This window comes from Streptomyces sp. NPDC055287 (assembly GCF_053646035.1).
This window is the reverse complement of sequence record NZ_JBSHNE010000001.1, coordinates 674,802-700,337: the sequence shown is the minus strand read 5'-3', so window position 1 is coordinate 700,337 and position 25,536 is coordinate 674,802. Positions and strand designations below refer to the sequence as shown.

Annotated in this window: 20 protein-coding genes; 4 read left to right on the top strand and 16 right to left on the bottom strand. The window is 72.0% G+C overall.

The genetic code is table 11. The annotated features are described in order from the left end of the window. The first annotated feature begins 54 nt into the window (after positions 1-54). Positions 55-2,217: an OmpL47-type beta-barrel domain-containing protein gene (locus ACWIHY_RS03020; protein ID WP_454373877.1), complete on the top strand. Its 2,163-nt coding sequence runs from the start codon at positions 55-57 to the stop codon at positions 2,215-2,217. Positions 2,218-2,228: 11 nt separating this feature from the next. On the opposite strand, the gene ACWIHY_RS03015 is transcribed toward ACWIHY_RS03020, so the two are convergent. After that, positions 2,229-3,335 (bottom strand): ABC transporter permease, encoded by a 1,107-nt coding sequence (locus ACWIHY_RS03015; protein WP_454373780.1) that lies wholly within the window; start codon positions 3,333-3,335, stop codon positions 2,229-2,231. 7 nt (positions 3,336-3,342) lie between these two features. Continuing rightward, positions 3,343-4,356, bottom strand: coding sequence for a non-homologous end-joining DNA ligase (ligD, locus tag ACWIHY_RS03010; protein ID WP_454373779.1), 1,014 nt, complete (start codon positions 4,354-4,356; stop codon positions 3,343-3,345). Between the two features lie 150 nt (positions 4,357-4,506). Here ligD and ACWIHY_RS03005 point away from each other — a divergent pair, with 150 nt between their 5' ends. After that, on the top strand, positions 4,507-5,583 hold the full coding sequence (locus ACWIHY_RS03005; RefSeq protein ID WP_454373778.1) for an ATP-dependent DNA ligase: 1,077 nt from the start codon (positions 4,507-4,509) through the stop codon (positions 5,581-5,583). Between the two features lie 43 nt (positions 5,584-5,626). On the opposite strand, the gene ACWIHY_RS03000 is transcribed toward ACWIHY_RS03005, so the two are convergent. Then, the gene (locus ACWIHY_RS03000; RefSeq protein WP_454373777.1) at positions 5,627-7,063 is read right to left on the bottom strand and encodes an FAD-dependent oxidoreductase; all 1,437 of its coding nucleotides are present in this window, start codon (positions 7,061-7,063) and stop codon (positions 5,627-5,629) included. Positions 7,064-7,260: 197 nt separating this feature from the next. Here ACWIHY_RS03000 and ACWIHY_RS02995 point away from each other — a divergent pair, with 197 nt between their 5' ends. Beyond that, positions 7,261-9,345, top strand: a complete 2,085-nt coding sequence (locus ACWIHY_RS02995) for an MDR family MFS transporter (protein WP_454373776.1) — start codon at positions 7,261-7,263, stop codon at positions 9,343-9,345. Between the two features lie 27 nt (positions 9,346-9,372). Here the strand turns inward: ACWIHY_RS02995 and ACWIHY_RS02990 are convergent, their stop codons facing one another. The 8 genes from ACWIHY_RS02990 to ACWIHY_RS02955 form a co-directional block, all read right to left on the bottom strand. Beyond that, complete coding sequence (locus ACWIHY_RS02990) at positions 9,373-10,482, bottom strand: HTTM domain-containing protein (RefSeq protein WP_454373775.1); 1,110 nt, start codon at positions 10,480-10,482, stop codon at positions 9,373-9,375. Beyond that, complete coding sequence (locus tag ACWIHY_RS02985) at positions 10,479-11,105, bottom strand: DUF5819 family protein (RefSeq protein WP_454373774.1); 627 nt, start codon at positions 11,103-11,105, stop codon at positions 10,479-10,481. The genes ACWIHY_RS02990 and ACWIHY_RS02985 overlap by 4 nt, the downstream gene beginning before the upstream one ends. A 72-nt stretch (positions 11,106-11,177) precedes the next feature. Then, entirely contained in the window at positions 11,178-12,236 is a 1,059-nt protein-coding gene (locus tag ACWIHY_RS02980) for a PucR family transcriptional regulator (protein WP_454373773.1), read from the bottom strand. Between the two features lie 235 nt (positions 12,237-12,471). After that, positions 12,472-14,436, bottom strand: coding sequence for an NAD-binding protein (locus ACWIHY_RS02975; protein ID WP_454373876.1), 1,965 nt, complete (start codon positions 14,434-14,436; stop codon positions 12,472-12,474). Positions 14,437-14,554: 118 nt separating this feature from the next. Continuing rightward, positions 14,555-14,764, bottom strand: a complete 210-nt coding sequence (locus tag ACWIHY_RS02970; RefSeq protein WP_454373772.1) for a hypothetical protein — start codon at positions 14,762-14,764, stop codon at positions 14,555-14,557. 113 nt (positions 14,765-14,877) lie between these two features. Then, a complete protein-coding gene (locus ACWIHY_RS02965; RefSeq protein ID WP_454373771.1) occupies positions 14,878-15,573 on the bottom strand; it encodes an endonuclease in 696 nt (231 codons plus the stop codon). Next, positions 15,570-15,911: a DUF3140 domain-containing protein gene (locus ACWIHY_RS02960; protein WP_454373770.1), complete on the bottom strand. Its 342-nt coding sequence runs from the start codon at positions 15,909-15,911 to the stop codon at positions 15,570-15,572. Before ACWIHY_RS02960 ends, ACWIHY_RS02965 begins: the two co-directional genes overlap by 4 nt. Before the next feature lie 187 nt (positions 15,912-16,098). Then, the gene (locus tag ACWIHY_RS02955) at positions 16,099-16,551 is read right to left on the bottom strand and encodes a YchJ family protein (protein WP_454373769.1); all 453 of its coding nucleotides are present in this window, start codon (positions 16,549-16,551) and stop codon (positions 16,099-16,101) included. Positions 16,552-16,697: 146 nt separating this feature from the next. Between ACWIHY_RS02955 and ACWIHY_RS02950 the strand changes: the two genes are divergently transcribed. After that, positions 16,698-18,494, top strand: a complete 1,797-nt coding sequence (locus tag ACWIHY_RS02950) for a hydroxysqualene dehydroxylase (protein WP_454373768.1) — start codon at positions 16,698-16,700, stop codon at positions 18,492-18,494. 3 nt (positions 18,495-18,497) lie between these two features. Here the strand turns inward: ACWIHY_RS02950 and ACWIHY_RS02945 are convergent, their stop codons facing one another. From ACWIHY_RS02945 to ACWIHY_RS02925, 5 genes are all read right to left on the bottom strand, one after another. Continuing rightward, a complete protein-coding gene (locus ACWIHY_RS02945; protein ID WP_454373767.1) occupies positions 18,498-21,794 on the bottom strand; it encodes an NACHT domain-containing protein in 3,297 nt (1,098 codons plus the stop codon). Between the two features lie 61 nt (positions 21,795-21,855). Beyond that, complete coding sequence (locus ACWIHY_RS02940; RefSeq protein ID WP_454373766.1) at positions 21,856-22,611, bottom strand: amino acid ABC transporter ATP-binding protein; 756 nt, start codon at positions 22,609-22,611, stop codon at positions 21,856-21,858. Beyond that, a complete protein-coding gene (locus ACWIHY_RS02935) occupies positions 22,608-23,495 on the bottom strand; it encodes an amino acid ABC transporter permease (protein ID WP_454373765.1) in 888 nt (295 codons plus the stop codon). The genes ACWIHY_RS02940 and ACWIHY_RS02935 overlap by 4 nt, the downstream gene beginning before the upstream one ends. Beyond that, complete coding sequence (locus ACWIHY_RS02930) at positions 23,492-24,388, bottom strand: ABC transporter substrate-binding protein (protein WP_454373764.1); 897 nt, start codon at positions 24,386-24,388, stop codon at positions 23,492-23,494. Before ACWIHY_RS02930 ends, ACWIHY_RS02935 begins: the two co-directional genes overlap by 4 nt. A 108-nt stretch (positions 24,389-24,496) precedes the next feature. After that, the gene (locus ACWIHY_RS02925) at positions 24,497-25,495 is read right to left on the bottom strand and encodes a GlxA family transcriptional regulator (protein WP_454373763.1); all 999 of its coding nucleotides are present in this window, start codon (positions 25,493-25,495) and stop codon (positions 24,497-24,499) included. Positions 25,496-25,536 lie beyond the last annotated feature (41 nt).

The following is a 25,536-nucleotide window of genomic DNA, read 5'->3' as shown; positions in this document are numbered from 1 at the left end:
AGGCTGAAACGAAGAGCTCCTCATCTGTGGACGGCGCTCGTGGCCGCCCTGCTGATGGTCCTCGGCCTGACGTCGACGGCGGCGTACGGCCGCGAGGACGACGGGGCAGCGACAGAAGCCGCAGCCGCTCAGACCCTCACCTGGACGGCGGGCGACCCGATCGACCGCTACCTGAGCTTCCCGAAGACGGCGGTGGCGGGCGAGACGACGATCGTCTTCGAGAACAGCGCGGCGACCGGCAACACGACCGGGATGCCGCACACGCTGACGTTCGACGTGTCGGACCCCGAGTACAACAACGACGTACAGCTGAACATCCTCGCCAACCCGAGTGACGCCCAGGGCGGCAGGCACACCGCCACGGTCACTCTCACGCCCGGCCGGTACTTCTACCACTGCACCATCCCCGGCCACGGCTCGATGCAGGGAGTCCTCACCGTCACCGAGGGCGGCGGCGAGGACACGACCGCGCCGGAGACCTCGGCGAAGGTGGAGGGCGAGAAGAACGCGGACGGCGCGTACATCGGGCACGCGTCGGTGACCGTCTCGGCCACCGACGCGGGTTCCGGCGTCGACAGGATCGAGTACGCGGTGGGGGCGGCCGGTGCCTGGCAGCCGTACACCGCGCCGGTCATGGTCCACGAGGTCGGTACGCACAAGATCCGTTACCGGGCCTCCGACAAGGCGGGCAACACGTCCGCCGAGAAGGCCGTCGACTTCGCGGTCGTCGCACCGCCCACGGACGACAAGACGCCGCCGGAGACCTCGGCGACGGTCAGCGGCGAGAAGAATCCGGAGGGCCAGTACCTGGGCATGGCGACGGTCACGGTGACCGCGTCCGACACCGGGTCGGGCGTCAACACCATCGAGTACGCGCTCGGGGCGTCCGGCGCCTGGCAGGCGTACAACGGCCCGGTCATGGTCCATGAGACCGGCACGCACAAGATCCGCTACCGGGCGACGGACCGGGCGGGCAACACGTCCGCCGAGAAGGCCGTCGACTTCACGGTCGTCGCACCGCCCACGGACGACAAGACGCCGCCGGAGACCACGGCGACGGTGACCGGTGACAAGAACGCCGACGGCGCGTACATCACCAGCGCCAAGGTGACGCTCGCCGCGACGGACGCGGGCGGGTCGGGCGTCGACAAGGTCGAGTACTCGCTCGACCGCGGCCCGTACCTCGCGTACACCGTGCCGGTGATCGTCGACCGCGTCGGCCGGCACACGGTCGACCACCGGGCGACCGACAAGGCGGGCAACACGTCCGTCGCGAAGCAGGTGGCGTTCACGATCGCGGAGGGCGGCGGCGTACCCGCGCCGAACTGCCCCGAGCACGACGAGCGGCTGACCGTCATCGTCGGCACGGTCGACACGGGCGTACCGAATCGCATCACGCGCAGCCGCTGCACCATCAACGAGCTGATCGAGGACGAGCGGGAGTGGACCTCCCAGGCGCTCTTCCTCAAGCACGTGGACAAGGTCGTCGACAAGCTGCTTCACGACGGTGTGATCGACGGACGCGAGCACCGGAAGATCTACCGCGCAGCCAAGCAGTCCGGCATCGGCAAGCCGGGCCAGACCGGCGGCTACCGCGACCTGTTCGACGGTACGCAGTCCTCCTTCGCCAAGTGGCAGCAGGTGGGCGGCGGTTCGTTCGGCCTGAACGCGGACGGGTCGATGACGAGCAGCACCACGACGCCCGGCATGGGCATGCTGTGGTTCCCGGAGCGCAAGTACGAGGACTTCTCCCTCAAGTTGCGCTGGCGCGACGACGCACCGGGCACGGGCAACGCCAACGCCGGGGTGTTCGTGCGCTTCCCGCAGGTCCACGACCACCCGGAGGAGCCACGTCCGGAGTGGGTGGCCATCAAGTACGGGCACGAGGTGCAGATCCTTGACCGCCCGGACGGCGACATGTACAAGACCGGCTCGGTCTACGGCTTCGACCGGGTGGGTCTCGGCGGGGCGGGCGTCACGCCCAAGGGCACCTGGAACGACTACGAGATCCGGGTGGAGGGCCAGCACTACTCGGTCTTCCGCAACGGTGTCCTGATCAACGAGTTCGACAACAACGGCGGGCAGGACTTCTACCCGCCGCGCGGTGACGACCCGGGGACGGACGGCCGGCGGTACGCCTCCGGCTACATCGGCCTCCAGGTCCACGGGACCACCGACGTGATCTCGTACCGCGACATCCGCGTCAAGCAGCTGTAGGCCGGCCGGCTTCAGGCCCCGGCGGGTGCGACCGCGTGCGCGGGCACGCGGTCGCGTCCGCCGGGGTGGCGGTGCCGGTAGACCCAGAAGACCGTGCAGGAGACCAGGGACCACGCGGCCAGCACCAGGAAGGGGAAGAAGTGCTGGTGGCCCTGGAAGTACACGGCCGTGTGCTGGGCGTTGACGGAGGCACCCGGCGGCAGCCACCGGCCGACGTGGCCGAGAACGGACGGCAGCAGGGGCCAGGACACCGCGCCTCCCGAGGACGGGTTGCCGAGCAGCACCATCAGTCCCCAGGTGGGCAGCATCGCCCAGCGGCCCATCAGGGTGTTGAACATCGTGAAGACCATGCCCGACGTGAACATCGTCAGCGCGAGGATCAGCCACGACTCGACGAACGGCAGGTCGAGCGCGCCGAGCAGCCAGTCCACGACCGCGGCGATCGCGAACGCGCCGAGGAGGGAGTAGGCGACCGTGAAGGCGATCCGCTCGGCGGGGTCGAGGGCCCGGGCGTGGACACTGAGCTGGATGGCGCCGACGAAGCCGATGATGACGGCGGCGAGCGAGATGTAGAAGAGGGCGAGTCCGCGCGGGTCGCCGTCCTGCAGCGGCTTGATGTCCCTGATCACGACGGGAATGCCGAGCTGACGACCGACCTTCGCGCCCGTCTCCGCGAGCACCTGCGCGACGGAGGCGCCCGACGCCCCCGCCACTTCCAGCCGCACGCCGGGACCCGGTCCCGCGAGCCGCAGGATCGCGAACTCCTCCTGCTCCTCCACGGCCCGGCGCGCCTCGGCTTCCGTGCCGTAACGGGTCAGGGCGAGTGAGGTGCTGAGCGCCTTCTCCATGCCGGCGACGAACGCCCGGCCGTCCGCCGTCTGCTTCTGCCCGGCCACCGCGGTGGGGATCCGGTGCGGGGTGGGGTTGGCCATCGTGTACGTGTAGGAGCCGGCGAAGAGCCCGGCGGCGAGCGCGAGGATGAACACCAGCACGAGCGCGGGCAGAAACGGCGACTCCTTGAAGGCCGCCCACTTCTCCGCGCGCGTGGGCGGCCTCCCGTGCGCGCCGTGCGACGTGTCGCGTCCGTCCGCGCCGCCGTCTCCCGGGGCGCCGGTCATACGGCGCTCACGTGTCCTCGTGCTTCGCCCTGCTCGGCGCGACCCGCTTCGGCTCGCCCGGCATCTTGGGGTAGTCCGGCGGGTACGGCATGTCGCCCAGGCCGTGGTCGTGTTCGTCGCGTGCGGCCAGCTCCAGCAGGCTTGCCAGGCCGAAGGCGTGGTCGTCCATGTCCGCGTGTACGTCGCCGAGTTCGGCGAACCGCACCGGCATGGTGGCGATGTCGAACGCGCGCGGATCGGCCTCGTCGAGCTCGTCCCAGGTCAGTGGCGCGGAAACGGGGGCGTGCGGGCGCGGACGTACGGAGTACGCGGAGGCGATGGTGCGGTCGCGCGCCGTCTGGTTGTAGTCCACGAAGATCTTCTCGCCGCGCTCCTCCTTCCACCAGGCGGTGGTGACCCGGTCGGGCATGCGCCGCTGGAGTTCGCGGCCGACGGCGATGGCGGCGCGGCGTACCTCCGTGAACGTCCAGCGGGGCTCGATCGGCACGTACACGTGCAGTCCGCGGCCGCCCGAGGTCTTGGGCCAGCCGCGCAGGCCGTGTTCGTCGAGCAGTGCGTGCAGTTCGTGGGCGGTCCTGACCGCGTCCCCGAAGTCCGTGCCGGGCTGCGGGTCGAGGTCGATGCGCAGTTCGTCCGGGTGTTCGGGGCGGTCACGGCGTACCGGCCAGGGGTGGAAGGTCAGGCAGCCCAGGTTCGCGGCCCAGAGCACGGCGGCGGTCTCGGTGGGGCACATCTCGTCGGCCGTGCGGCCGCTGGGGAAGGCGATCCTGGCGGTGGGGATCCAGTCGGGCAGGTTCTTGGGGACGCGCTTCTGGAAGAAGGACTCGCCTCCGACGCCCTCGGGGAAGCGTTGGAGCGTGGTCGGCCGGTCGCGCAGGGCGCGGATGATCCCGTCGCCCACGGCCAGGTAGTACTGAGCCACGTCCCACTTGGTGTAGCCGGGCTCGGGAAAGTAAATCTTGTCCGGACTGGACAGCCGTACGGTCCGCCCTCCGGCATGCAGCTCCACCGCTTCACCCATGTCCGCCACGCTAAGCCGGTCGGGCTTTTGCCGCATACCGGACCACTTTCGGACCACTTTCGGACTACGCCCGGGCGTGATCGGGATCAGATCCGCGTCAGGTCCGGGTCGGATCGGGCGATCCGGGGCAAAAAGTCGCAGAATCGACCCATGGATCTGCCGGTGATGCCGCCCGTGAAACCGATGCTGGCCAAGGCCGTGGCCACCATCCCGCCGGGGCCCGGCATGCAGTACGAGGCCAAATGGGACGGGTTCCGCGCGATCGTCCACCGGGACGGCGACGAGATGGAGATCGGCAGCAGGACGGGCAAGTCGCTGACCCGCTACTTCCCCGAACTGGTCGAGTCGCTGCGTGCCGCGCTGCCGCCGCGCTGCGTCGTGGACGGCGAGATCGTGATCGTCCACGACGGCCGGCTCGACTTCGACCGCCTGAGCGAGCGCATCCATCCGGCGGCATCCCGGGTGCGGACGCTCGCCGAGCGGACACCCGCGAGCTTCATCGCGTTCGACCTGCTGGCCCTGGACGACGAGGCCCTGCTCGACGCCCCCTTCGTGTACCGGCGCAGCGCCCTGGCCGGGGCGCTGGAGGGCGCGCCGCCCCCCGTGCACCTGGCTCCCGCGACGAACGACATCGAGGTGGCCAAGGAGTGGTTCGACCACTTCGAGGGCGCCGGCCTCGACGGCGTGCTGGCCAAGCCGGAGTCCATGCCGTACCGCCCCGACACCCGCCTGATGTACAAGATCAAGCACGAGCGGACGGCGGACTGCGTCGTCGCCGGCTACCGGTTCCACAAGACCGGCGCCGTGGTCGGATCGCTCCTCCTCGGCCTCTACGACGACGCCGGCGCCCTCCAGCACGTCGGGGTGTGCGCGGCGTTCCCGATGCGACGGCGCCAGGAGCTGATCGACGAGCTGGGCCCGCTGCGCATGGAGTCGCCCGAGGCCGAGGGCCACCCGTGGGCGGCCTGGACGGACGACGCAGCCCACGCGAGCGCCCGCATGCCCGGCGCTCCGAGCCGCTGGTCCGGCAAGAAGGACCTGTCGTGGGTGGCCCTGCGCCCGGAGGCGGTGTGCGAGGTGGCGTACGACCACATGGAGGGCGACCGCTTCCGGCACACGGCCAGGTTCCGCCGCTGGCGCGAGGACCGTACGCCGGAGAGCTGTACGTACGCCCAGTTGGAAGAGCCGGTGAGCTACGACCTCGCGGACGTGCTCAGGGCGCGGTGACACCGGGCCGTCGGAGGGCGCGGCGCACCGGGCGACGGAGGTCTCAGGGTGCGGTGATCTTGTCCCACTCCCTGCGGTCCGGGCCGACCGTGTTCGGTACGTAGTCGGGGTGCGCCGCGAGCCACGCCGCGACCCGCGCCCTGACCTCCGGGGCCCCGTACGCCTCGGCGGGCGGCGCCACGAGGTGGCGCACCCTGGCCCGCGCCCGCATCACCTCCGGGTCCTCCTGGGCGCACTCGAAGAGCGCCGCCATCTGCCGGGCGGGCGCGGCCCTGAACTCCTGTACGGCGAAGCGTTCGCCGATCGCACGGTCGGTCGTGACCTGGAAGTCGAACCACGGCTTGAGGGTGCGCACGGCCCAGGCGTAGTGCTCGGCGACGAAGTCCGGTGAGCCGGGCGCGGGGCGCGGGTCCCTGCCGTGGCCCCGGTCGCGCCCCGCGCCCGGGTCCGTCTCCCGGGCGAGGCGGCGGGCCGCCCAGAGCGCGAGCGACATCCCCTGCCCGATGGTCGGGTTGGTGTGGGTGACGGCGTCGCCGACGCCGACCATGCCGGTGGCCACCGGCCCCTGTTCGTCGACCAGCGCGCTCCAGCGGTTGTCGAGACCGGCGGTCGCGAGCACCGGGGAGAGCGGCCGCGCCCCCAGTTCCAGCCACGCCTCCCCCGGCGGGAAGGTGCGGGCCGCCGCCTCGAAGACGGCGGGGTCGCGCAGCGCGCCGCGCGTCGGGTCCTCGGTGTGGACGAACAGCGTCACGGCGAACAGGCCGTTGTCGGCGGGGAAGACGGCGCACCCGGCGAACGTGCCGCCGGCCACGGTCCAGGGCCGGGCGGGGCCGTCCGCGCGCCCGCCGGGCAGCCGGTACCAGCGGCAGAAGTACGCGATGCCGGTGCGGTGGCGCTCCACGACCGGTGGCCGGCAGCCCGCCCCGGTCAGCCACTCCCCCGAGGCACACCGGCGCCCGCCCGCGTCGATCACCAGCTCGGCTTCGTACGCCCCCAGTGGCGTCCGCACGCCGCGGACGCGCGGCGGCGCGCCCGACGGGTCGACGAGCAGTCCGGTGACGGGTTCGCCGTAGCGCAGGGCGGCACGCGGCTCGGCGCGCAGCGCGGCCGTGAGCGCCGTCTCCACGACGATGCGCCGCGCCTGGACCATCACCAGGTCCTCGTCGCCGGGGCGGGAGGGGGGCCGTTCCTCGAACCAGTCCAGCTCGTGGCGTTCACGGGCGCCGAGCCGCATGATCGTGTCGTACACGTCGGGCGCTTCGGCACGGAGCACCGAACGGGCGGCGCCGAGCATCAGGTGCGGCTGGGCGGCCTGCGGTACGCCGGGGCGCAGCCAGCCGAAGAAGTCCTCGTCCAGAGGGGAGCCGCCGGGGGCGCGGGTGTCGCGCTCGAAGACCGTCACGCGGTGGCCGCGTCTGGCCGCGAAGAGCGCCGTTGCCAGGCCGCCGATGCCGCCGCCGATCACCGCGAAGTCCGCCATGCCGTCCCCCTCCGCCGGATTACCCCTCCCTGGAGCCTGCCCAGTACGGGGGCGCCCGACCCGGACCGCGGCGCCCGACGGGGCTTTCCCCGGCCGGGCCCTTCCCGCCGCGGCGCCGTGCGGCCACGGCGCGTGGGGCTACGGCGTACGGACGTACGCCGCATGCGCGCCGCACGCGCCGGTGTGAGGGTGCAGAGGTGACCACCACCCGCGAGACCAGCCCGGCCACGGACCCGGCACCCGCACCGGCGGCGGCCTCGGCGCCGCCCGTGCTCGACAGGCGGCAGCGCAACATCGTCTTCGGGACGATCATGCTCGGCCTGCTGCTGGCGGCCCTCGACCAGACCATCGTGGGCACCGCCCTGCCGACGATCGTCGCCGAACTCGGCGGCGCCGAGCACATGTCGTGGGTGGTCACCGCCTACCTGCTGGCCGAGACCGTCGCCGCCGTGCTCGTCGGCAAATTCGGCGACCTCTTCGGCCGCAAGCTCATCTTCCAGGTCTCGGCGATCGTCTTCATCACCGGTTCGTTCCTGTGCGGCCTCTCGGGCAACATGACCCTGCTGATCGCCTGGCGTGCTCTGCAGGGCATCGGCGCGGGCGGCCTGATGGTCACCTCGATGGCGCTGATCGCCGACGTGATCCCGCTGCGCGAGCGTGGCAAGTACCAGGGCGCCATCGGCGCGGTCTTCGGCGTGGCTACCGTCATCGGCCCGCTCCTCGGCGGTCTCTTCACCGACCACCTGACCTGGCGCTGGGCGTTCTACGTCAACGTACCGATCGCGATCGTCGTGGTCATCGCGGCCGCCCGCAACATCCCGTCCGTACGCTCGGCGACCCGCCCGGTCATCGACTATCTGGGCATCGCGCTCGTCGCCCTCGGTGCGAGCGCGCTGATCCTGGCGACCAGTTGGGGCGGCAACGAGTACGCCTGGGGATCAGCCGTCATCATCGGACTCTTCGCGGGCGGCCTGATCGCGCTCGCGCTGTTCTGTTACGCCGAGACGCGTGCCGCCGAGCCCATGCTGCCCATGCGGCTGTTCTCGAATCCCGTCTTCACGGTCTGCTCGATCCTCAGCTTCGTCGTCGGCTTCGCGATGCTCGGCGCGATGATCTTTCTGCCGACGTATCTCCAGTACGTCGACGGGGACTCCGCGACGGTCTCGGGCGTCCGTACGCTCCCCATGATCGTCGGCCTCCTCATCGCGTCCGTCTTCAGCGGCAACGTCGTCAGCAAGACGGGGACATACCGGATCTTCCCCATCGTCGGCTCACTGGTGATGGGCATCGGCCTGTTTCTGCTGTCCCTGATGGGGACGGACTCCAACACCTGGCTGGAATCGCTCTACATGTTCGTGCTCGGCACCGGCATCGGCCTGTGCATGCAGGTCCTGACGATCGCCGTGCAGAACACCGTGGAGTACACGGACCTCGGCACCGCCACCTCCGGCGTCACCTTCTTCCGTACGCTCGGCATGTCATTCGGCACCGCCGTCTTCGGCACCATCTACGCCAACTCCCTGCGCCCCAACCTCACTACGGGCGTCATAGAGGCCGCCCGCGCGGGCGGCGCGGATCCCGTCGCCCTGACGCAGGCGGCGCAGAGCCCCGAGGGCGTGCACGCGCTGCCGCCCGCGCAGGCGGAGCCGATCGTCCAGGCGTACGCCGATTCGCTGCACACAGTGTTCCTGTGGACGGTGCCGGTCGCGATCGTCGGCTTCGTGGTGTCGCTGTTCCTCAAGCAGGTCAAGCTGCGCGACACCGCCCGGGCCGGCTCGACCGACATGGGCGAGGGGTTCGCGTCGCCCACTTCGGGCGATTCGGCCAGGCTGCTGGAGCTGGCCGTCGCACAGATCCTCCACGCCAAGGGCCCCGACACGGCGCGGTGGATCGTCAGCGGGTCCGACACCCGGCTGGACATCGCCGGCGCCTGGGCGGTCATGCAGGTGGCGCTGCTGACCCGCATCGTCGGACACGCCAGCCTCGGGCTGATCGCCACCCGCCGCAACGTCCCTCCGGAGGTCCTGCTGCCGGTCTTCGACCGGATGGTGGGCGAGGGCTACCTCACCCGCGACGGCAACCTGCTCTCGCACACTCCGGCGGGCGAGCGCGAGGCCGAGGTGATCGGCGCGGCGTGGGCGCGGTGGCTCGGCGACCAGCTGGAGATGGACGGCGGGCGGCCCGGCAACGAGGAACTGCTGGCCGCCGTCGACGCGATCGCCAAGCGGCTGCTCGCCGAGGACCTCGCGCAAGGAGATCTCGTGCCGGCCGGCCGCCGCTGAGCGTGGCCGGCCCGGCTCGCTCCGTGGTTACGCCGACGAACCCACCTCGGCCTCCGCCACCTTCCGCGGCGGCGGCACCTGCGCCCCGGGCGTCTCCTCCGGAGCAGCTCGCGCCGTCCGCACCAGCCGGGACGCCGCGAGCCAGAAGGTGGTCGGCAGGAACACCAGGTCGCCGACGATCGTGATGGCCGAGAACATCGGCAGCGCCATCAGCAGCCCGATACCGATGTGCGTGGTGAGCATGATGACGAGGATGCAGTACTTGAGCCGCCGGTTGAACACCAGCGCCGGGAACAGCATCTGCGAGAAGACGGTGACGTACGCCATGAGGGCCGCGAACGTACCGTGACCGGCGACCCAGGCCGAGAGTTCGGGGAAGGTCGAGAAGTCGTCGTACATCATCGAGTAGTAGAGAGCCGTGCCGTTGCGCCACGACTCGCCCTGGATCTTGTACATGGCCGCGGAACCGTAGATCACCATGACCTGGAGCGCGATCATCGCCATGCCGCCGTTGTGCAGGACGGTGACCAGGCGCCGACGCAGCTCCTCCGTCTCGGCGCCCCAGAAGACGAACTTCGACACGGCGGTGTCCCCGGCCTTCGCCCTGCGGGCGCGGCGGCGCGCGTCGAGCGACCAGTGGCGGCCGGACGCGACGAAGAGCAGGTAGTTGGCGAACAGCAGGCTCAGCAGCGCCCAGCCGCTGTTGGCCATGGACCCGCGGATGTAGAAGGCCACGACGAGGAACCAGAAGAGCACGGTGACGGCGCGGGTGCGCCAGCCGAGCATCAGCAGCGCGCTGGCCACGACGGCCAGCGCGTACCAGGCCCAGAAGAGGAGGGCGCTGTCGGTGACCAGGAGCGAGTACCACCAGGAGAACGCGCCGTCCCAGCCGCGGGCCTCCAGGGTCTGGTCGAAGAGGTCGGCCGTGAACGGTGAGCCCGGCCCCCACAGGCGGTCGGCGCGCACCGACTCACGGAGCAGGTGGATCAGGTAGAGGCCGCCCAGGCCGATGCGGATCGCGGCCGCGCTGTAGGGCGCGAGTGGCTGGAGGGTCAGCTTCCGGGCGGTGGCCCGGACTTGGCGGCCGAGGCCCCCGGCGGAGTCCAGCCCCAGGGCGAGTGCTGCGCGTACGCTCATGAGCGGACCTTCCAGTATCCGAGGGTCTGATACTGCGGGCGCGTGACGGCGGCGTCGCTCCTGGATCCGGGCGCCGGTATGCGGGTGCTCTTCAGCCGCAGCTGTACGGCCTGCCCCGCCTCCTCGCCCATGCCCTCGAGCCTCACCAGGACCACATTGAGCAGGTAGCGCGCCGAGCGGCCGGTGGCCTGGCCGGCATCTCCGCGTGCCGCGTTGGTCCGGTACTGGGACATGGCCCGGCGCAGTACGAGCTGGTCCTCGATGCTGGGGAGCAGCTCACCCCGGTACGCCGCGTTGTCGTGCGCGGTGAGGTCGAGCCAGGGCCCGAACTTCCCGTCCACGTTCGCGCGCACTTCGAGGTGCTGGTTGAACTTGGAGGGCTCCGGGGCGAAGATGCTCCAGTCCTGCGGGAAGAGCGGCCGCATCCACCCGTTGACCTGCTTCGCGTAGGTCTTGGAGAGCGGGAAGTCCGTGGCGACGTAGAGCAGCAGCATGCTGGAATGAACCAGGGCGACGAACGCGACAAAAGCCGCGAACCACCGGACGATCCCCCGCCGTGACGCCCCAAGAGGCGTGCCGCTGGGAGCGAGTGGGTCGGGCGGCGGTATGACGGACTCGGCCACGCTGGTTCTCCTCATGGTGCCCTTGAATCACAACGGCGCCCAGGGTATCCACCCCGGTGTCCGTCTCCCGCGTCAGATCTCCTTGGCGGGCCATTCCAGCAGACGTGCGCCGATCACCGCCGTCTGGAGGGTGTAGCGGTGCATCGGGTCGGCCGGGTCGGCCCCGGTGAGCCGGCGGATGCGCTCCAGCCGATAGGTCAGCGCCCGTACGCTCAGGCTGAGCCGCCGGGCCGCCTCCGCCGCCACACAGCCCGCGTCGAAGTACGCGCTCAGCGTCTCCAGCAGCGGCTCGGCGCCGCCCCGGGCCCGCCGCAGCGGCCCCAGGGCGCTCAGCACCAGGTCCGCCATCGCCTGCCGGTCGCGGGTCAGGACGGGGAAGACCAGCAGGTCGGCGGCGCGCAGCACGGGGCTGTCGAGGTCCATGCGATCGGCCAGTTCCAGTGCGCTGAGGGCCTCTTCGTACGAGTGGACCACACCGCCCGCGCCGGGATGCGCCCGGCCGATCGCCACCCGGCCGCCGTCCGTGGCGGCGTGGGCCTGCTTGGCGAAGTGGGTGAGTACGTCGGTCTGGTCGCCGGGCACGATACAGATGAGCCGGCCGTCCTTGGTGGCGAGCAGGATGCGGCGGTCGCCGAAGCGGCCGATGAGTTCGCGGTCCACCCGGCGGGTGACGCGGTCGGTGTCCTCGTACGCCTCGGTCCCTACGGCCACGGCAACGGCGTGGGCCTGGGAGAGGCGCAGGCCGAAGCGTTCGGCGCGGGCGGCGAGCCGGCCGAGGTCGCTGCGCCCGTGGAGGAGGTCGTCGATGAACTCGCGGCGGGCGGCCTCCTCCTGGCGTACGGCCATCCGCTGGGCCCGTTCGTACCCCTCCGCGAACGCGTCGACCGCCTGCTCCACCGCTGCCAGCACCCGCTCCGGCGACGTGGACGCGCCGGGCCAGGCGGCGCGGGTGGCGGCCAGGTGCCGGCCGACGAGGGCGCGCAGGCCGTGGCCCGCTTCGGCGGCCTGTTCGCCGAGGGCACGGCGCGAGTCCAGTTCGGCCCGGGTGAGACGGCGGCCGGTGGCGGAGACGTCCGCCAGGATCCGGGCGTACCCGGCCAGGTACTCCTCGGGTATTTCGGCCTCTGTCACGCGCTTCCCCGGATTCTTGACGCTTCCCGATGATTCTTGACGCGCCGTTGACGGCTCCCTGACAGCTCCTTGGCAGCTCTTCGTCGTGGGCCTGCGGCATGAAGAGAGCATAAAGATTGCCGGAAACCGGCAATACGCGGGGAGTTGGCTTGCTGGAACGATGGCCGGACCCGGAGCTGCCGTACAGGGGTCGGCAGCTCCGGGCAGAACCCGCCCCGGACGCCCCGGGCACCGTTCAGCGCGGTGCGGGTACGCGGCCGAGGAGTTCGGCGAGGCCGCGCCGGGTGGCCGCGAGGACGACGCGGTCGTCGGAGCGCAGCACGTAGCCGGGGTGCAGGTCCCACACCAGGCGCGGCGGCTGTCCAGGGCCCTTGGCTCTGCCCCCGGCGTCGCCGTCCTCGTCGGCGGCGCGGGCCGCGCTCAGGTCGCTGCGGCGATCGCCGGGGGTCGCGGTGTCCAGGGCGAGGAGGCGCCACGCGCCGGAGCTGAACGCCTCGGCGACGGTGCGGCCTTCGAGCTGCGGCAGGCCCGCCACCTCCACGGCGGCGAAGAGCAGCACCGTACGCTCGACCGGTATGGCTCCCAGGATCTGGCGGCCCATCATTGCGCCGGCGAAGGCGGGCGCGGCGAGGTGGGAGACGCTGCGGCTGCGGGTCAGGGCGCGGGGGTGGGCGGCGCGCAGGGTGCGGTAGACGGCGGTGGCGAAGTCGTCGTCGTAGAGACGCAGCACCACGCGGAGGTCGGACTTGACGGAACGGCCGTACAGCGCGGCTTCGAGGTTGGTCGTGTCGGCGCTGGTGAGAGCGAGCATGGCGTGCGCGCGGTGGATCTTGGCGGCTTCGAGCACGCCCTCCTGCGTCACGTCGCCGATCACGGTCGGTACGCGCAGGCGGCGCGCGAGTGCGATGCCGCGCGCCTCCGGGTCCTCCTCCACGCACACCACCGGGATACCGAGTTCGCGCAGCCGGGCCAGCACACGGGTGCCGACTTTGCCCAGGCCCAGGAGGACGACATGGCCGGACAGCCCGCGCGGCGGGCGGCGCAGCCCCGAGGCGCTGCGGAGGGTACCGAGGGCCTGGAGGACGGCGGCGACGAGCACGGGGAGCAGCAGCATCCCGGCAAGCCCGGCGAGGAGTTGGAGAATCTGACGGTCGAGCGTCGCGCCGACCGCGGGATCGTTGATCGCGAAGAGGTCGAGCAGCGTCACGTAGGCGGCGTGCAGCGGGTGGTCACCGGTGGTGAGCCAGGACGCGACGGCAAGGCCGAGTACGGCGGCCGCGATGCCGGAGATCGCCCACCGCAGGCGACGGGAGAAGAGTTCGGAGAGCGGCAGGCCCCGGCCTGCGAGCGGGCCCGTCGGCGGCGCCGTACCCGTGGAGGAGATCGCTTCGAGCACGATGGTGCCCCGGCCCGTGGCTTCGGCGACGCTGCGGTCGTCGGGCAGCAGGCGCGGCGCCTCCTCGCCGCTGCGGTCGGAACCCTCGGCGCCGGCCGGGTTGTTGGTGGTGGACGAGAGCAGCGCGAGGGTGCAGATTCCGGGGTCCGCGACCTCGCCCCGGGCGGGCGGGTTGCGTTCGACGGCGCGCAGGAGCAGTCCGTCGGCCTGGACGACCTTGCTGGTGCCGGCGACGGCGGTGGCGGCCAGGGCGGGTGCGGCGGTGTCGGCGTCCGAGAGCACGGTGGTGGCGGCGTCCAGGGCGGCGTCGTCGAGGCCGGGCATGGCGACGGCCGAAGCCTGGTCGAGGAGTTCTTCGAGATGCTGGCCGAGCTTGCGGTTGTAGAGGCGGATGACCAGCCGCAGACGGGGATTGAGCCGACGGGCGGTCAGCGCGGCGCGGATGTTGGTCTCGTCGTCGTCGTGGACGAGGGCGAGCGCGGCGGCCCGCTCCACACCCGCCTCGGCCAGTACGAGGTCGTCGAGCTCCCAGGCCTCGACGACGCGCACGGCGTCTGCGGGCCGGTCGTCCTGGCCGGGCGGGTCCGGGGCTCCCACCGGCGTGGCGGCACCGGCTCGGTTCATGACGGCGGACACCCGTCCGAAGAGGGCGGACGCCCGGCCCGGTCCACGGCCCGCCAGGGGTGCGGGCGCGTGGCCCGATTCGCGTGCGGGCGGCACGACGAGGGTCACCCGCTCCCCGTACACCTCGCGCAGTTCGGCGGCCAGCCGGTGGGCGAGCGCGTCGTCGCCGCTGACGATCATGTGGTGTTCGCGGGGGCCGTGTTGCACCTGGTGGGGAAGTGAGGTCACGCACCCCAGGGTGCCTTGCCGGCCGCGGCCGTGCTGGGCCCGCCCCCCACTCGGGACCCCGGCCGGACACTCAACCGACGTACGGCACGCATGACGTGACGCCCCGCCGGTCCGGGCGGACATCCGCGATGACGGCCGTGCTGTCGGCCGTCCGGAACACCGCGCAGCCGACGGTGTCCACCACGAGCGGGGCGAGGTGGCCGACGACGCCGAGCGCCGTCGGCATCACGGCCGGGAGGAAGAAACCGGCCGCCATGGCGGTGAGCCCGGCAAGGGTCATGCGTGGTGCGGGTCGGATCAACGGTGAGGTCGTTTTTCCCTTCGGCGCGCACGACGAGGCCGATACCGGGGGCGGCGGTCCGCCCCCGACGGGGCCCTCCGCGGCAGGGCGGATCAGTCGTCGCGCCGGAGCTCGTCCGCGATGTGCCGGTCGAGTGCGGCCCGTACGAGCGCCGCCGCCAGCGGAGCCGCTTCGTCCGCGCCGACGAGCCGGGCCAGGGAGGCGGGGTCCGTGGGGAGCCCGAGCCGCTGCGCGCCCTGGAGGGCCTTCCCGTCCAGGTACGGCGCGAGCCCGGGCCACACGGCCTGTGCCTCGCGCAGGAAGATGTCCGTCCCGGCGGGCCCGAGTCCCGGCACCTCGCGCAGCAGGCGCCGCATCGCCCCGGTGTCGCCGTCGGCGGCGTCGCGCATGCGGCGCAGGTCGCCGCCGTACCGGTCGAGGACCAGCCGCGCCGCGTCACCGAGCTGCGTCGCGGTCCGCTCGTCGTAGCGGCGGTATCCGCCCTCCCCGAGCGCGTCGACCCGCTGCTGCCAGGTGGCGCCCGCCATGCGGCCCGCGTCGCGCATGCCCGCGTCGTGCAGCGCGCGGGCGGCGGCCACCGCGATCGGGGCCTGGATGCGGGCGCTGAGCAGACAGGCCAGGACGAGGAGGCGGTAGAGCGGCTGCGGGGTGTCGCGCAGCCGGATGCCGGCCTCGGCGGCGTACGTACGCCCGTGCGCGTCGAGGAGGGCCCGGACCGTGCGTGCGTCCCGGCCACCCCGGCCGCCGCCGCCCCGGGGCCGGGCGCGGGTACGGGTCCCGGCGGTCATGACCGCTTGAGCGGGTCGTGCCCCAGCACCATCAGCTGACGGCGCCAGACACCGTCCCCCGCTATCGGCTCGAGATCGGTGCGCCGCTGTGCGCTGACCACCTCCACGACGTGCCGCATGACCGCGACGTCCTCCTCGGTCAGATCCGTGCGCCGCTTGCGCAGGGCCGCCAGTACCCGCTGCCCCGTCTCGGTCCCCGCCCGCTCCGGCAGTGGCTCACTGTGCTCGCCGGCGTCACTGGTCCGCAGCCAGGCGCTGAGCTCCTGCGACGTCATGTTCACCACGCGGTGGAAATCGTCCCAGAGCGCGTCGAGTTCCAGGGCGGTGATGCCGTCCATGGTGTGCCTCCCGGGGGTACCTGGGGTGGTGCTCGTGCGGGGTACTCGTGCGAGGTATCCGGGCGGCGGAATCCCGCGAGATCCGGCGAGATCCGTACCGCCGCGATCCCGTCCGCAGTACCCCTCCCATGCCACCCGAAACCCGACCAGTCCAGGAGGAAATGGACGGCCGCGGCGCGCGGAGCGGCTAGTGGGTGAAAACCGCGTCGAGGTAGACCCAGGCGCCCTCGTGGCGCGCGAAACGGCTCTGCTCGTGCAGTTCGCCGGGCTCACCGTGGTGCGTGCAGTGGGCGCGGAAGGTGACCGTCCCCGCGGTGTGGAAGGCGCTGCCGTCGGTGGTGGCCAGGATGTCCAGGCCCTGCCAGCGCATGTCCGGGTCGAAGACGAGGGTCTTGGGCCTCGTGTCGGGGTGCCAGGAGCGCAGCAGGTACGCGGCGTCCTGTGCGACGAACGCGCTGTAGCGCGAGCGCATGAGGATTTCGGCGGTCGGCGCGGCCGCCGCGCCGGAATGGAAGCGGCCGCAGCACGCGCCGTAGGCGACGGGGAGCCCGCACGGGCAGGGCGAGGCGGCGGAGAGGGGCGCGGGGGCGGGCCGGCCCTGAGGGTGGCGGCTCGTGCCGCGTGAACTGCGTCGGGACATGTCCCCATTGTGCCTGCGACGGATGGGGCCCTTTCGCGCCAATGTACGACTGGGCCCGCATGTGCCTTCCGGGCCCTGGGGGCCGCCCGTATTCTCCTGGGCCTGACGCGACAGTTACCGCCGGTAAGGCGACAGGGGGACGGGGCATGGGAAGTTCCAGACGCACCTTCGTGGCAGGGGCCGCGGCGGCGGGCGGGGCGCTGGCTCTGGGAGCGGCGCCCGCGACGGCCGCCCCCACGGCGTCCACGCCGGCACCGGCACCGGCACTCACCGGCCGGCGTACCGCTCAGGAGTCTGTCGCCGTACTGGGCGGCGGCGTCGCGGGTCTCACGGCGGCGCACGAACTCGCCGAGCGCGGCTTCGCCGTCACGGTGTACGAGAGACGTGCGCTCGGCGGCAAGGCCCGCAGCATGGACGTACCGCAGAGCGCGAAGGGCGGGCGCAGGCCGCTGCCCGCCGAGCACGGCTTCCGCTTCATCCCCGGCATCTACCACAACCTGCCGGACACGATGCGCCGCATCCCCTTCCCCGGCAACGCCAACGGCGTGCACGACAATCTCGTCGCGCCGCGCGAAATGATGTTCGCGCGCACGGGCCGCGAGGACCTCCGGATGCCGATCCCCTGGCCCGGCCACCAGCCGGCGGAACTCACCCTCGACGACATCCGCCGCGCGCTGACCGGCCTTCTCGAAACGGCCGCCAACCTCCCCGCGCACGAGAGCGCGTACTTCGTGAACCGCGCCCTCGTCTTTCTGACCAGCTGCGACGAGCGGCGCGACAACACCTGGGAACGCACGCCCTGGTGGGACTTCGTGCGCGCAGAGCGCATGTCCAAGGACTACCAGCGCATCCTCGCCATCGGCGTCACCCGCAACATCGTCGCGACGAAGGCCGAGGAGGCCAGCACCCGCACGGTCGGCACGCTCGGCGAGGCCTTCGTGCTGAACGCGCTCGGCCGGGGCGCCGACGGCCCGCCGGACCGCATCCTCAACGCCCCGACCAACGAGGCGTGGATCGACCCGTGGGTGGACCACCTGCGGGGCCTGGGCGTCGACTTCCGGATCGGATGGACCGTACGGGAGATGAAGTACGCCGACGGGAAGATCTCGGCGGCCGTGATCGAGGACCCGGACGGCGCACGCCGCACCGTGACCGCCGGCCACTACGTCTGCGCCCTCCCGGTGGAGCACGCCCGGCCCACCTGGAACGCCGCGATGCGCGCCGCCGACCCGCAGCTGGCCCGGTGCGACCGGCTCAGGACGGACTGGATGACGGGCATCCAGTTCTATCTGACGGCGCGTACGCCGATCCTGCACGGCCACGTGAACTGCATCGACTCGCCCTGGTCACTGACCGCCATCGCCCAGGCGCAGCACTGGCCGGGCCGGGACTTCCCCGCCGACTACGGCGACGGCACGGCGGCGGACTGCCTGTCCGTCGACATCTCCGAATGGGACAAGCCCGGGATCCTCTACGGTAGGACGGCCAAGCAGTGCACCCGCGAGGAGGTGGCGCGCGAGGTGTGGGCGCAGCTCAAGGCCGCGCTCAACGACACCGGCAGGACGGTGCTGCGCGACAGCGCCCTGCACTCGTGGTTCCTCGACCCGGGCGTCGACGGTATCGGCACCCCTAACCCGACGAACGAGGACGAGCTGCTGATCCACCCCGTCGGTACGCTGCACAACCGCCCGTCGGCGGCGACCAGGATCCCCAACTTCTTCCTGGCGGGCGACTACGTGTCCGTGGACATCGACCTGGCGACGATGGAGGGCGCGAACGCGTCGGCCCGCGCGGCGGTCAACGCCCTTCTGGAGCAGGCGGGTTCTACGGCCCGGCGCTGCGAGATCACTCCGCTGTTCCGGCCGCCGGCGATCGAGTTCCTGAAACGGCACGACCGGACGCGCTACCGGCTCGGGCTGCGGAACGCGCTCGATCTGGGGTGAGCGTCAGGGCGAACCGGCCGGGGCCGGGTACGCGGCGACCAGGTCGCGCACCCGGGCAAGGGTCTCCGGCCGGACGTCGCGCACCTGGTCGCCGGTCATCCGGGCCAGCACCTCACGCGCGGCGTCGCCGAACCACCCTCTCGCCCACTGCGATTCACTGGTCATGGCCCAGAGATGCAGCACCCGGCCGAAGTCGCCCAGTTCCAGGAGGGCGTCGACGGCATCCTCCCAGTAGTCCTGGAGCGCCTCGCGGTCCTGCCCGGCGGCGCCGCCCGACTCCACCGCCGCCATCGCGGTTCGCGCCAGCAACTCCAACGCGGGAGAGTCGAAGACGCCCGGCCTCAGCGTGCTCAGCACAGTCACCGCCAGGGACGCGGGCAGCCGGTCGATGTCGTTCGCCAGTTGGCCCAGCACAAGCCGCATCGCGCGGCTCCTGGTGTCGTGGTCGAGCCCGGAGTGGGGCCGCAGGAACGTGGCGCAGCGCTCGTACAAAGCAGCCAGATCGCCGTCCGAGCCGCCGAGGCGGCTCGCCAGCCACAGCTCCGTCAGGCTGTGGGCGACCGAGGTGGCGGTCCCGTCCGGCGTACCGACGAAGGTGGTGACGGCCGACCCCAGCCGGCGGAAGAGGGGGTCGACCGCGTGCAGGACGACCCCGTCGTTGGTCCCGCCCGACACCGCCATCTTGTGCCGGATCTGATCGGGGTACGGGCGGGACCAGCAGACCCAGCTGGTGCGGTCCCCGTGCCCCGGCGGTCGGCCGTAGAGCCAGTACGCGTCGACCGGTTCGGGGACGAGAGCGTCCTCCGCCGGCCAGATGTCCAGGTCCCGCCGGTCGTCGTTCCAGACGTGATGGAGGTCGAGCGCGATCGCGAAGTCCGTCCACTCGGGTTCGCTGAAGGCCGATCGCCACAGCAGCACGTGCCGGTGCCAGGTGCCCGCCGGATTGGAGCTGTCGGGGAACACTTCGCTCGCCTTGACCCCGTCCCTGACCAGCACCGTCAGCATCATCAGGTTCGCGCCGTAGAGGCCGTGCCGCGAGGAGGTCGCGCGGACGGTCGGCCGGTATTCGGCGAACCGGTGCTCGGTGCGGTTGCGGTGGTCGGCCATCACGGTGACGAGAAGCTCGCCGAGCCGCTCACGGTCGTCCGGGGCGACGTGACTGATCCGGGCGCCGACGAAGCGGAGCATCTGGCGGGACGACAGCGGCGCGTAGGACAGCAGGACGTACAGCAGGTCGTCGTCCACGCCCGCCCGGCCGAGGGAGAGCGCAGGACGCTGGTCGAGCAGGCCGACAAGCAGCTGTACGGCGAGACGGGCGGCCAGGTACTCACCGAAGGTGGCGTGCAGGAATTCGTACGTCGCCAGCCGCTGGTCGTCCCTCAGTGCCTGCGCCCGCTGTACGAAGAAGAACCGGCCCAGCGCGATCTCCGCCTGGTCGAGCGGCGCGCGGAATCCGGCCGCCCGGGGTGACTCCGGGCGGCCCAGCAGCGCGGCCAGGTCCTGTTCCAGCTCGGCGGTGGTGATCCACTGCCGGTGCCGGTTGAGCATGCCGAAGGAGATCAGGGAGAGGCGCTGGAGTTCCTGCTCGACCCGGTTGGCCAGTTGCTGTCTCGTCAACGCGGTGGCGGACTTGCCCACCTCCCGGACGGCGAAGGAGGCCAGCAGCTCCTCGTACAGTTCGGCCTCGCCCAGCGGTTCGTCGTTCTCGGCTCCGTATTGCAGCGCGTTCGCCGTGGCGTCGTACAGGGCGAGCATGAGCAGGAGCAGCGGCTGGGAGGCGAGGGCCTGGTGGCGCGCGGCGACGGCGGTGGGCAGGGGGCGCAGTCCGTTCGCGGCGAGGTACGGCTCGTTGAGGCGGTTCCACAGGCCCAGCCAGCGCTCGATCTGCTGCTCCCTGAAGGGTTCGAGGCGCAGCGCCACCGCGCCCTCCGGGTAGCGCGCGCGGTCCGCGACGGCGGTGCGGCTGGTGACGAGCGCGAGGACGGGCCTGCCCTGGTCCGCCTCGCGCTGCTGGAAACGGGCCACTCGTACCAGGTAGTCGGACTGACTGACGCCGGTCGCCTGGAGCAGCTCGTCGAAACCGTCGAAGAGGAGGACCGGTACGGCCCCTTCGGCGGCCCGGATCAGCTCCGGCCAGGAGACCCGCTCGCCGGTCGTGGCGCGTACGGCGTGCTCGATCTGGTCCTGCACGTCGGCGTCGGCGGGCACTTCGCGCAGGATGACCCGGACGGGCAGGAAGCCCGCCTCGGGCAGCCGGGCCGCGAGGATCTTGGTCAGTACGGACTTCCCCGCTCCCGGCTGGCCGAGGACGACCAGGGGCGCGGTCGTGGCGGCGATCGAGGTGAGGGCGCCGGCGAGGTACTCGGTGAGGTCGGACCGTACCGGTGTGCTCTCCCACCACTCTTCTTCGGCGGGTCCGTAACGGCCCTCCACCACCGCCCGGACGCGGAAGTCGGGGTCGACGTACCCCTCGCCGAGCGTGGGCAGGCACACGCCCGTCGGCGCTTCCCCCTCGGCCAGGATCGGGCGGGGCAGGGCCGCCCGGTAGCCGGTGGCGAGGGCGGCGGCGACGTGGGTGAAGGGGCGTACGGCGGTCAGACCGGTCAGGACGGTCTCGATGCCGGTGAGTGCCTGACGGATGCCGGCGCGGGTGGCCTGATGCTCGACCTGGCCGGACCAGAAGCCGAACTCGGGTACCTCGAGGGCCAGTTGGGCGTACAGCTCCTCGTACCGCCCGAGAGCGGCCTCACACAGTGCGACCCCCAGCGCTCCCTCGGTCGCGCCGCGGTCCCGCTCGTCCAGCCGGTCCCACAGGGCCAGCCCGTGGAGAAGGGTCTTCAGGCGGACCGAGAGGTCCATGTACCAGAAGCGGAGATCGACAAGGGTCTGCTCGTACGCGAGATGCGGGGCGGGCTGTGGAGCCCCCGTCGCGACCAGGCGCTGGACAAAGCTGTGTGCCGCCTCCGACCCTCCGGCCAGGCCGATCTGCTCGCGGCGCGTGAGCCGCGCCTCAGCCAGGTCGAAGGGAAGTTCCGCCTCGCCCAGGGCCTCGAAGTACGCCGTGACGACGAGCACCGCGTGCGCCGCCGCGATGCGTTCCGTGCGCTCGGCCCGCTCCGAGGAGCCGAGCCGTTCGCGCAGCCCGGTCGTCAGGTCGCGCCCGAGGCTCAGCACCCCGCCCCGCGCCGCGAACAGGTTGAGCACCGCGTCGCTCGCGCCGCCCGTCGCCATCGACAGCGCCCCGCCGAGCGCCTGGTCGGCCGCCGCCAGTGCCGCGCTGTCGCCGCCGAGAAGCGCCACCGCGTCGCTGTAACTGAGAAGTCGTCGCCCCCGCACCCTTCTGGTCTATCACCAGAAGGGGTCAGAGGCGTCCGGCTTCGACAATCCGCCGCAGGAAGCGCCGGGTGCGCTCCTCCTGCGGGTCGCCGAAGATCCGCTCCGGCGTGCCGCGCTCCAGCACCACTCCCCCGTCCAGGAAGCACACTTGGTCGGCGACCTCGCGCGCGAAGCCCATCTCGTGGGTGGCCAGGACCATCGTCATGCCGTCGCCCTTGAGGTCGCGTACGACATTGAGCACCTCGCCCACCAGCTCCGGGTCCAGCGCCGCCGTGATCTCGTCGAGCAGGAGAAGGCGCGGGCGTACGGCGAGGGCGCGGGCGATGGCGACGCGTTGCTGCTGGCCGCCGCTGAGGCGGTCCGGGTAGGCGGTGGCATTGTCGGCGAGGCCGAGGCGTTCCAGGAGGTCACGGGCCTGCTGGGCCGCCTGCGCCCGGGGTGTGCCGTGCACGCGGTGGGGGGCGAGGGTGATGTTCTGCAGCACCGTCATGTGCGGGAAGAGGTTGTACGCCTGGAACACGACGCCGATCCGGCGGCGTACTGCGTCCGCGTCGGACCTCGGGTCCGTGATGTCGTCGCCGTCGAGGAAGATCGCGCCGTCGTCGATCTCCTCCAGGAGGTTCGAGCAGCGCAGGAGCGTGGACTTGCCCGATCCGGACGCCCCGATGAGGGCGGTGACGGTGTGCGGGGCGACGTCGAGGTTCACGTCGCGCAGGACGACCGTGTCGCCGAAGGACTTGCGTACGTTCTCCAGCCGCAGGACCGGGGCGGTGGTGGTCATGTGGTGCCTCCCTGGGCACGCCGGCGGTCCATGCGGGCGGTCACCCAGTCGGTGAAGCGCGTCATCGGGATGGTCAGCGCGACGAAGACGAGGCCCGCGACGACGTACGGCGTGTAGTTGAAGTCCTTGCTGGCGATGATCTGCGCCGCGTACACGGCGTCGACGGCGCCCGCGATCGAGACGAGCCCGGTGTCCTTCTGGAGCGACACCAGGTCGTTGAGGAGCGGCGGCACGACGCGCCGTACGGCCTGGGGCAGCACCACGAAGCGCAGCGCCTGCCCGCTGGAGAGGCCGAGCGAGCGGGCCGCCGCCCGCTGCGAGGGGTGGACGGACTCGATGCCGGCCCGGAAGACCTCGGCGACGTACGCCGAATAGGTCAGCGTGAGCGCGGCGCCGCCGAGCAGCACCGGGTCGGTGGTGACACCGGCCAGGCGCAGGGCCGGTACGCCGAAGACCACCAGCAGGAGGCAGATGATCAGCGGCAGTCCGCGGAAGAAGTCGGTGTACGCCGCCGCCAGGGCGCGCAGCGGGAAGAACACCGGTCCGCGCAGGGTGCGGGCGACAGCCAGGAGCATGCCGATGACGAGGACGGCGGCTCCGCAGACGACGAGTAGCCGCAGGTTGAGCCAGAGGCCGTCGATGACCTCGGGCAGCGCTTTGCGGGCGTATTCGGCGCTGAAGAAGGTCTCGCGGGTGCGTGGCCAGCCCGGCGAGTTGGTGACGACGAGAATGAGGACCGTGGCCGTGACGAGGGTGCTGAGCGACGCGACGGCGGTCGCGCGGCGGGTGCGGGCGCGCTTGTGGCGCTCGCGCTCGACGCGCCGGGCGGAGGGGACGTACGCGTCGTCCTCCTCCGCTGCCGTCGCGGCCTTTTCCAGCGTCACTTGAGCACCGGGGCGTCGGCGGCTTCGGACAGCCACTGCTTCTCCAGCGCCGCGAGCGTGCCGTCGGCGCGCAGGGCGTCCACGGCGCCGGTCACACAGGACGTGAGCGCGCTGTTCTTGTCGAGTACGAGACCGAACTGCTCGGCCGCGTCCCCGGTGTGCTCCAGCTGGCCGACGATCTCCGCTTCGGGGACCTCGGCCGAGGTGATGTAGAAGGCGGTGGGGAGGTCGAGGACGATCGCTTCGACCTGGCCGTTCTTGAGGGCGGTCTTGGCGAAGTCGTTCTTCTGGAATACGGCCGGCCGCTGCTCGGGCTTGATGACGTCGTTGACGACCTCGAGACTGGTGGAGCCGACCTGGGCGCCGAGCTCGACGTCCTTGAGGCCGTCCAGGGTGGTGGTCCTCGCGGCCTTGGAGGACTTGAGCGCGACGACGGCCTGGCGGACGTCGTAATAGCCGGAGGAGAAGGAGACGGCCTTCTTGCGACTGTCGCTGATGGAGATCTGGTTGATGTCGAAGTCGAACGTCTTCTCGCCCGGGGCGAAGGCGGTGTTGAACGGCACGGTCTGCCACACCACTTGGTCCCTGCCGTAGCCCAGCTTCTTCGCCACGGCGTGGGCGACCGCCGACTCGAAGCCCTTGCCGTTGGCCGGGTCGTCGTCGAACCAGGGCGCGTACGCCGGCTTGTCGGTGCCGATGGTGAGCTTGCCGGGTACTTCGGTGGCGAGCCTGCCGGGCGCGCAGCCCGCCTTGGCACCGGGCGCGGCGGCCGGGGACTCGGGCTGCGGGGCGCAGCCGGTGACGGCTGCGACGGCCGTGGCGGTGAGCGCGACGAGTGTCACGAACTGCGCGAGGGTGGTCGTACGGCGGCGGGTCCGGCTGGCAGGGCGCATGGCGGGAGCGTGGCAGTGGGCGAGGGCGTGTGTCCAGGTCGAAGGGGGAAACGTCCGCATCCTGAAATGTGCCCGCAACGTGTCGCGGGGCCGGGCGTTCCGGCCGGTTCAGGCACCCGGCGCGAAGCGCTCGCGGTAGGCGCTGGGGGTGAGTCCGGTGCGGCGGCGGAGCTGGGCGCGGAGATTGGCGGCCGTACCGAGTCCACTGGCGCGGGCGACGGACTCGACGGCGGGATCGCCGCGTTCCATCAAGCGGCAGGCCAGGGCGACGCGTTCGGCGGTGAGCCAGGCCAGGGGTGTGGTGCCGAGCTGGTCGCGGAACCTGCGGTGGAGCGTCGCCGGGCTGACGGCCGCGTGCGCGGCGAGAACGCCCACGCTCAGCGGCGTGCCGAGGCGCTCCCTCGCCCAGTCCAGGAGCGGGCCGAGGGAGATGTCGGCGGAGGCGGTGGCAGAGGGGATGGGGTGTTCGACGAACTGGCGCTGGCCGCCGTCGCGGTGGACCGCGAAGACCAGGCGGCGGCTCACGGAGACGGCGGCCTCCACCCCGTGGTCGCGGCGTACCAGATGCAGCCCGAGGTCGAGTGCGGCGGCGCTGCCGGCGGCGGTCAGGATGTCGCCGTCGTCGACGAACAGCACGTCCGGTTCGAGCCGGACGGCGGGAAACCGCGCCCGGAAGGTGTCCGCCCACTGCCAGTGCGCGGTGGCGCGGCGCCCGTCGAGCACCCCCGCCTCGGCCATCGTGAAGGCGCCGCTGCAAAAGCCCACCAGGCGGGCGCCCCTGGCGTGAGCCCGCCGGAGCGCGTCCAGTACGGCCGGGCGGCGCGGCACGTCGGTGTCGGGGCGGTTGGGCACGATCAGGGTGTCCGCGGTGTCGGCGGCCTCCAGGTCCGCGACTCCGGCGAGCGTGAAGAACCCGTCCCTCATGAGGGTTCGGGGCTCTGGGGAGCAGAGCGTGAAGTCGTACAGGTCACGTCCGAGCTCGGGGCGGCGCAGACCGAACACCTCCGTGGCGCAGCCGAGTTCGAAGGGGTTCGAGTTCTCGTCGACGATGACGACGACGCGGTGGAGGCGCGAGTGCGCGGCGCCCTGCGAGGATCCTTGCGGCATGTGCGATTCCTAGCACTCACGGCCCTGCGGCGCCAGGGCCG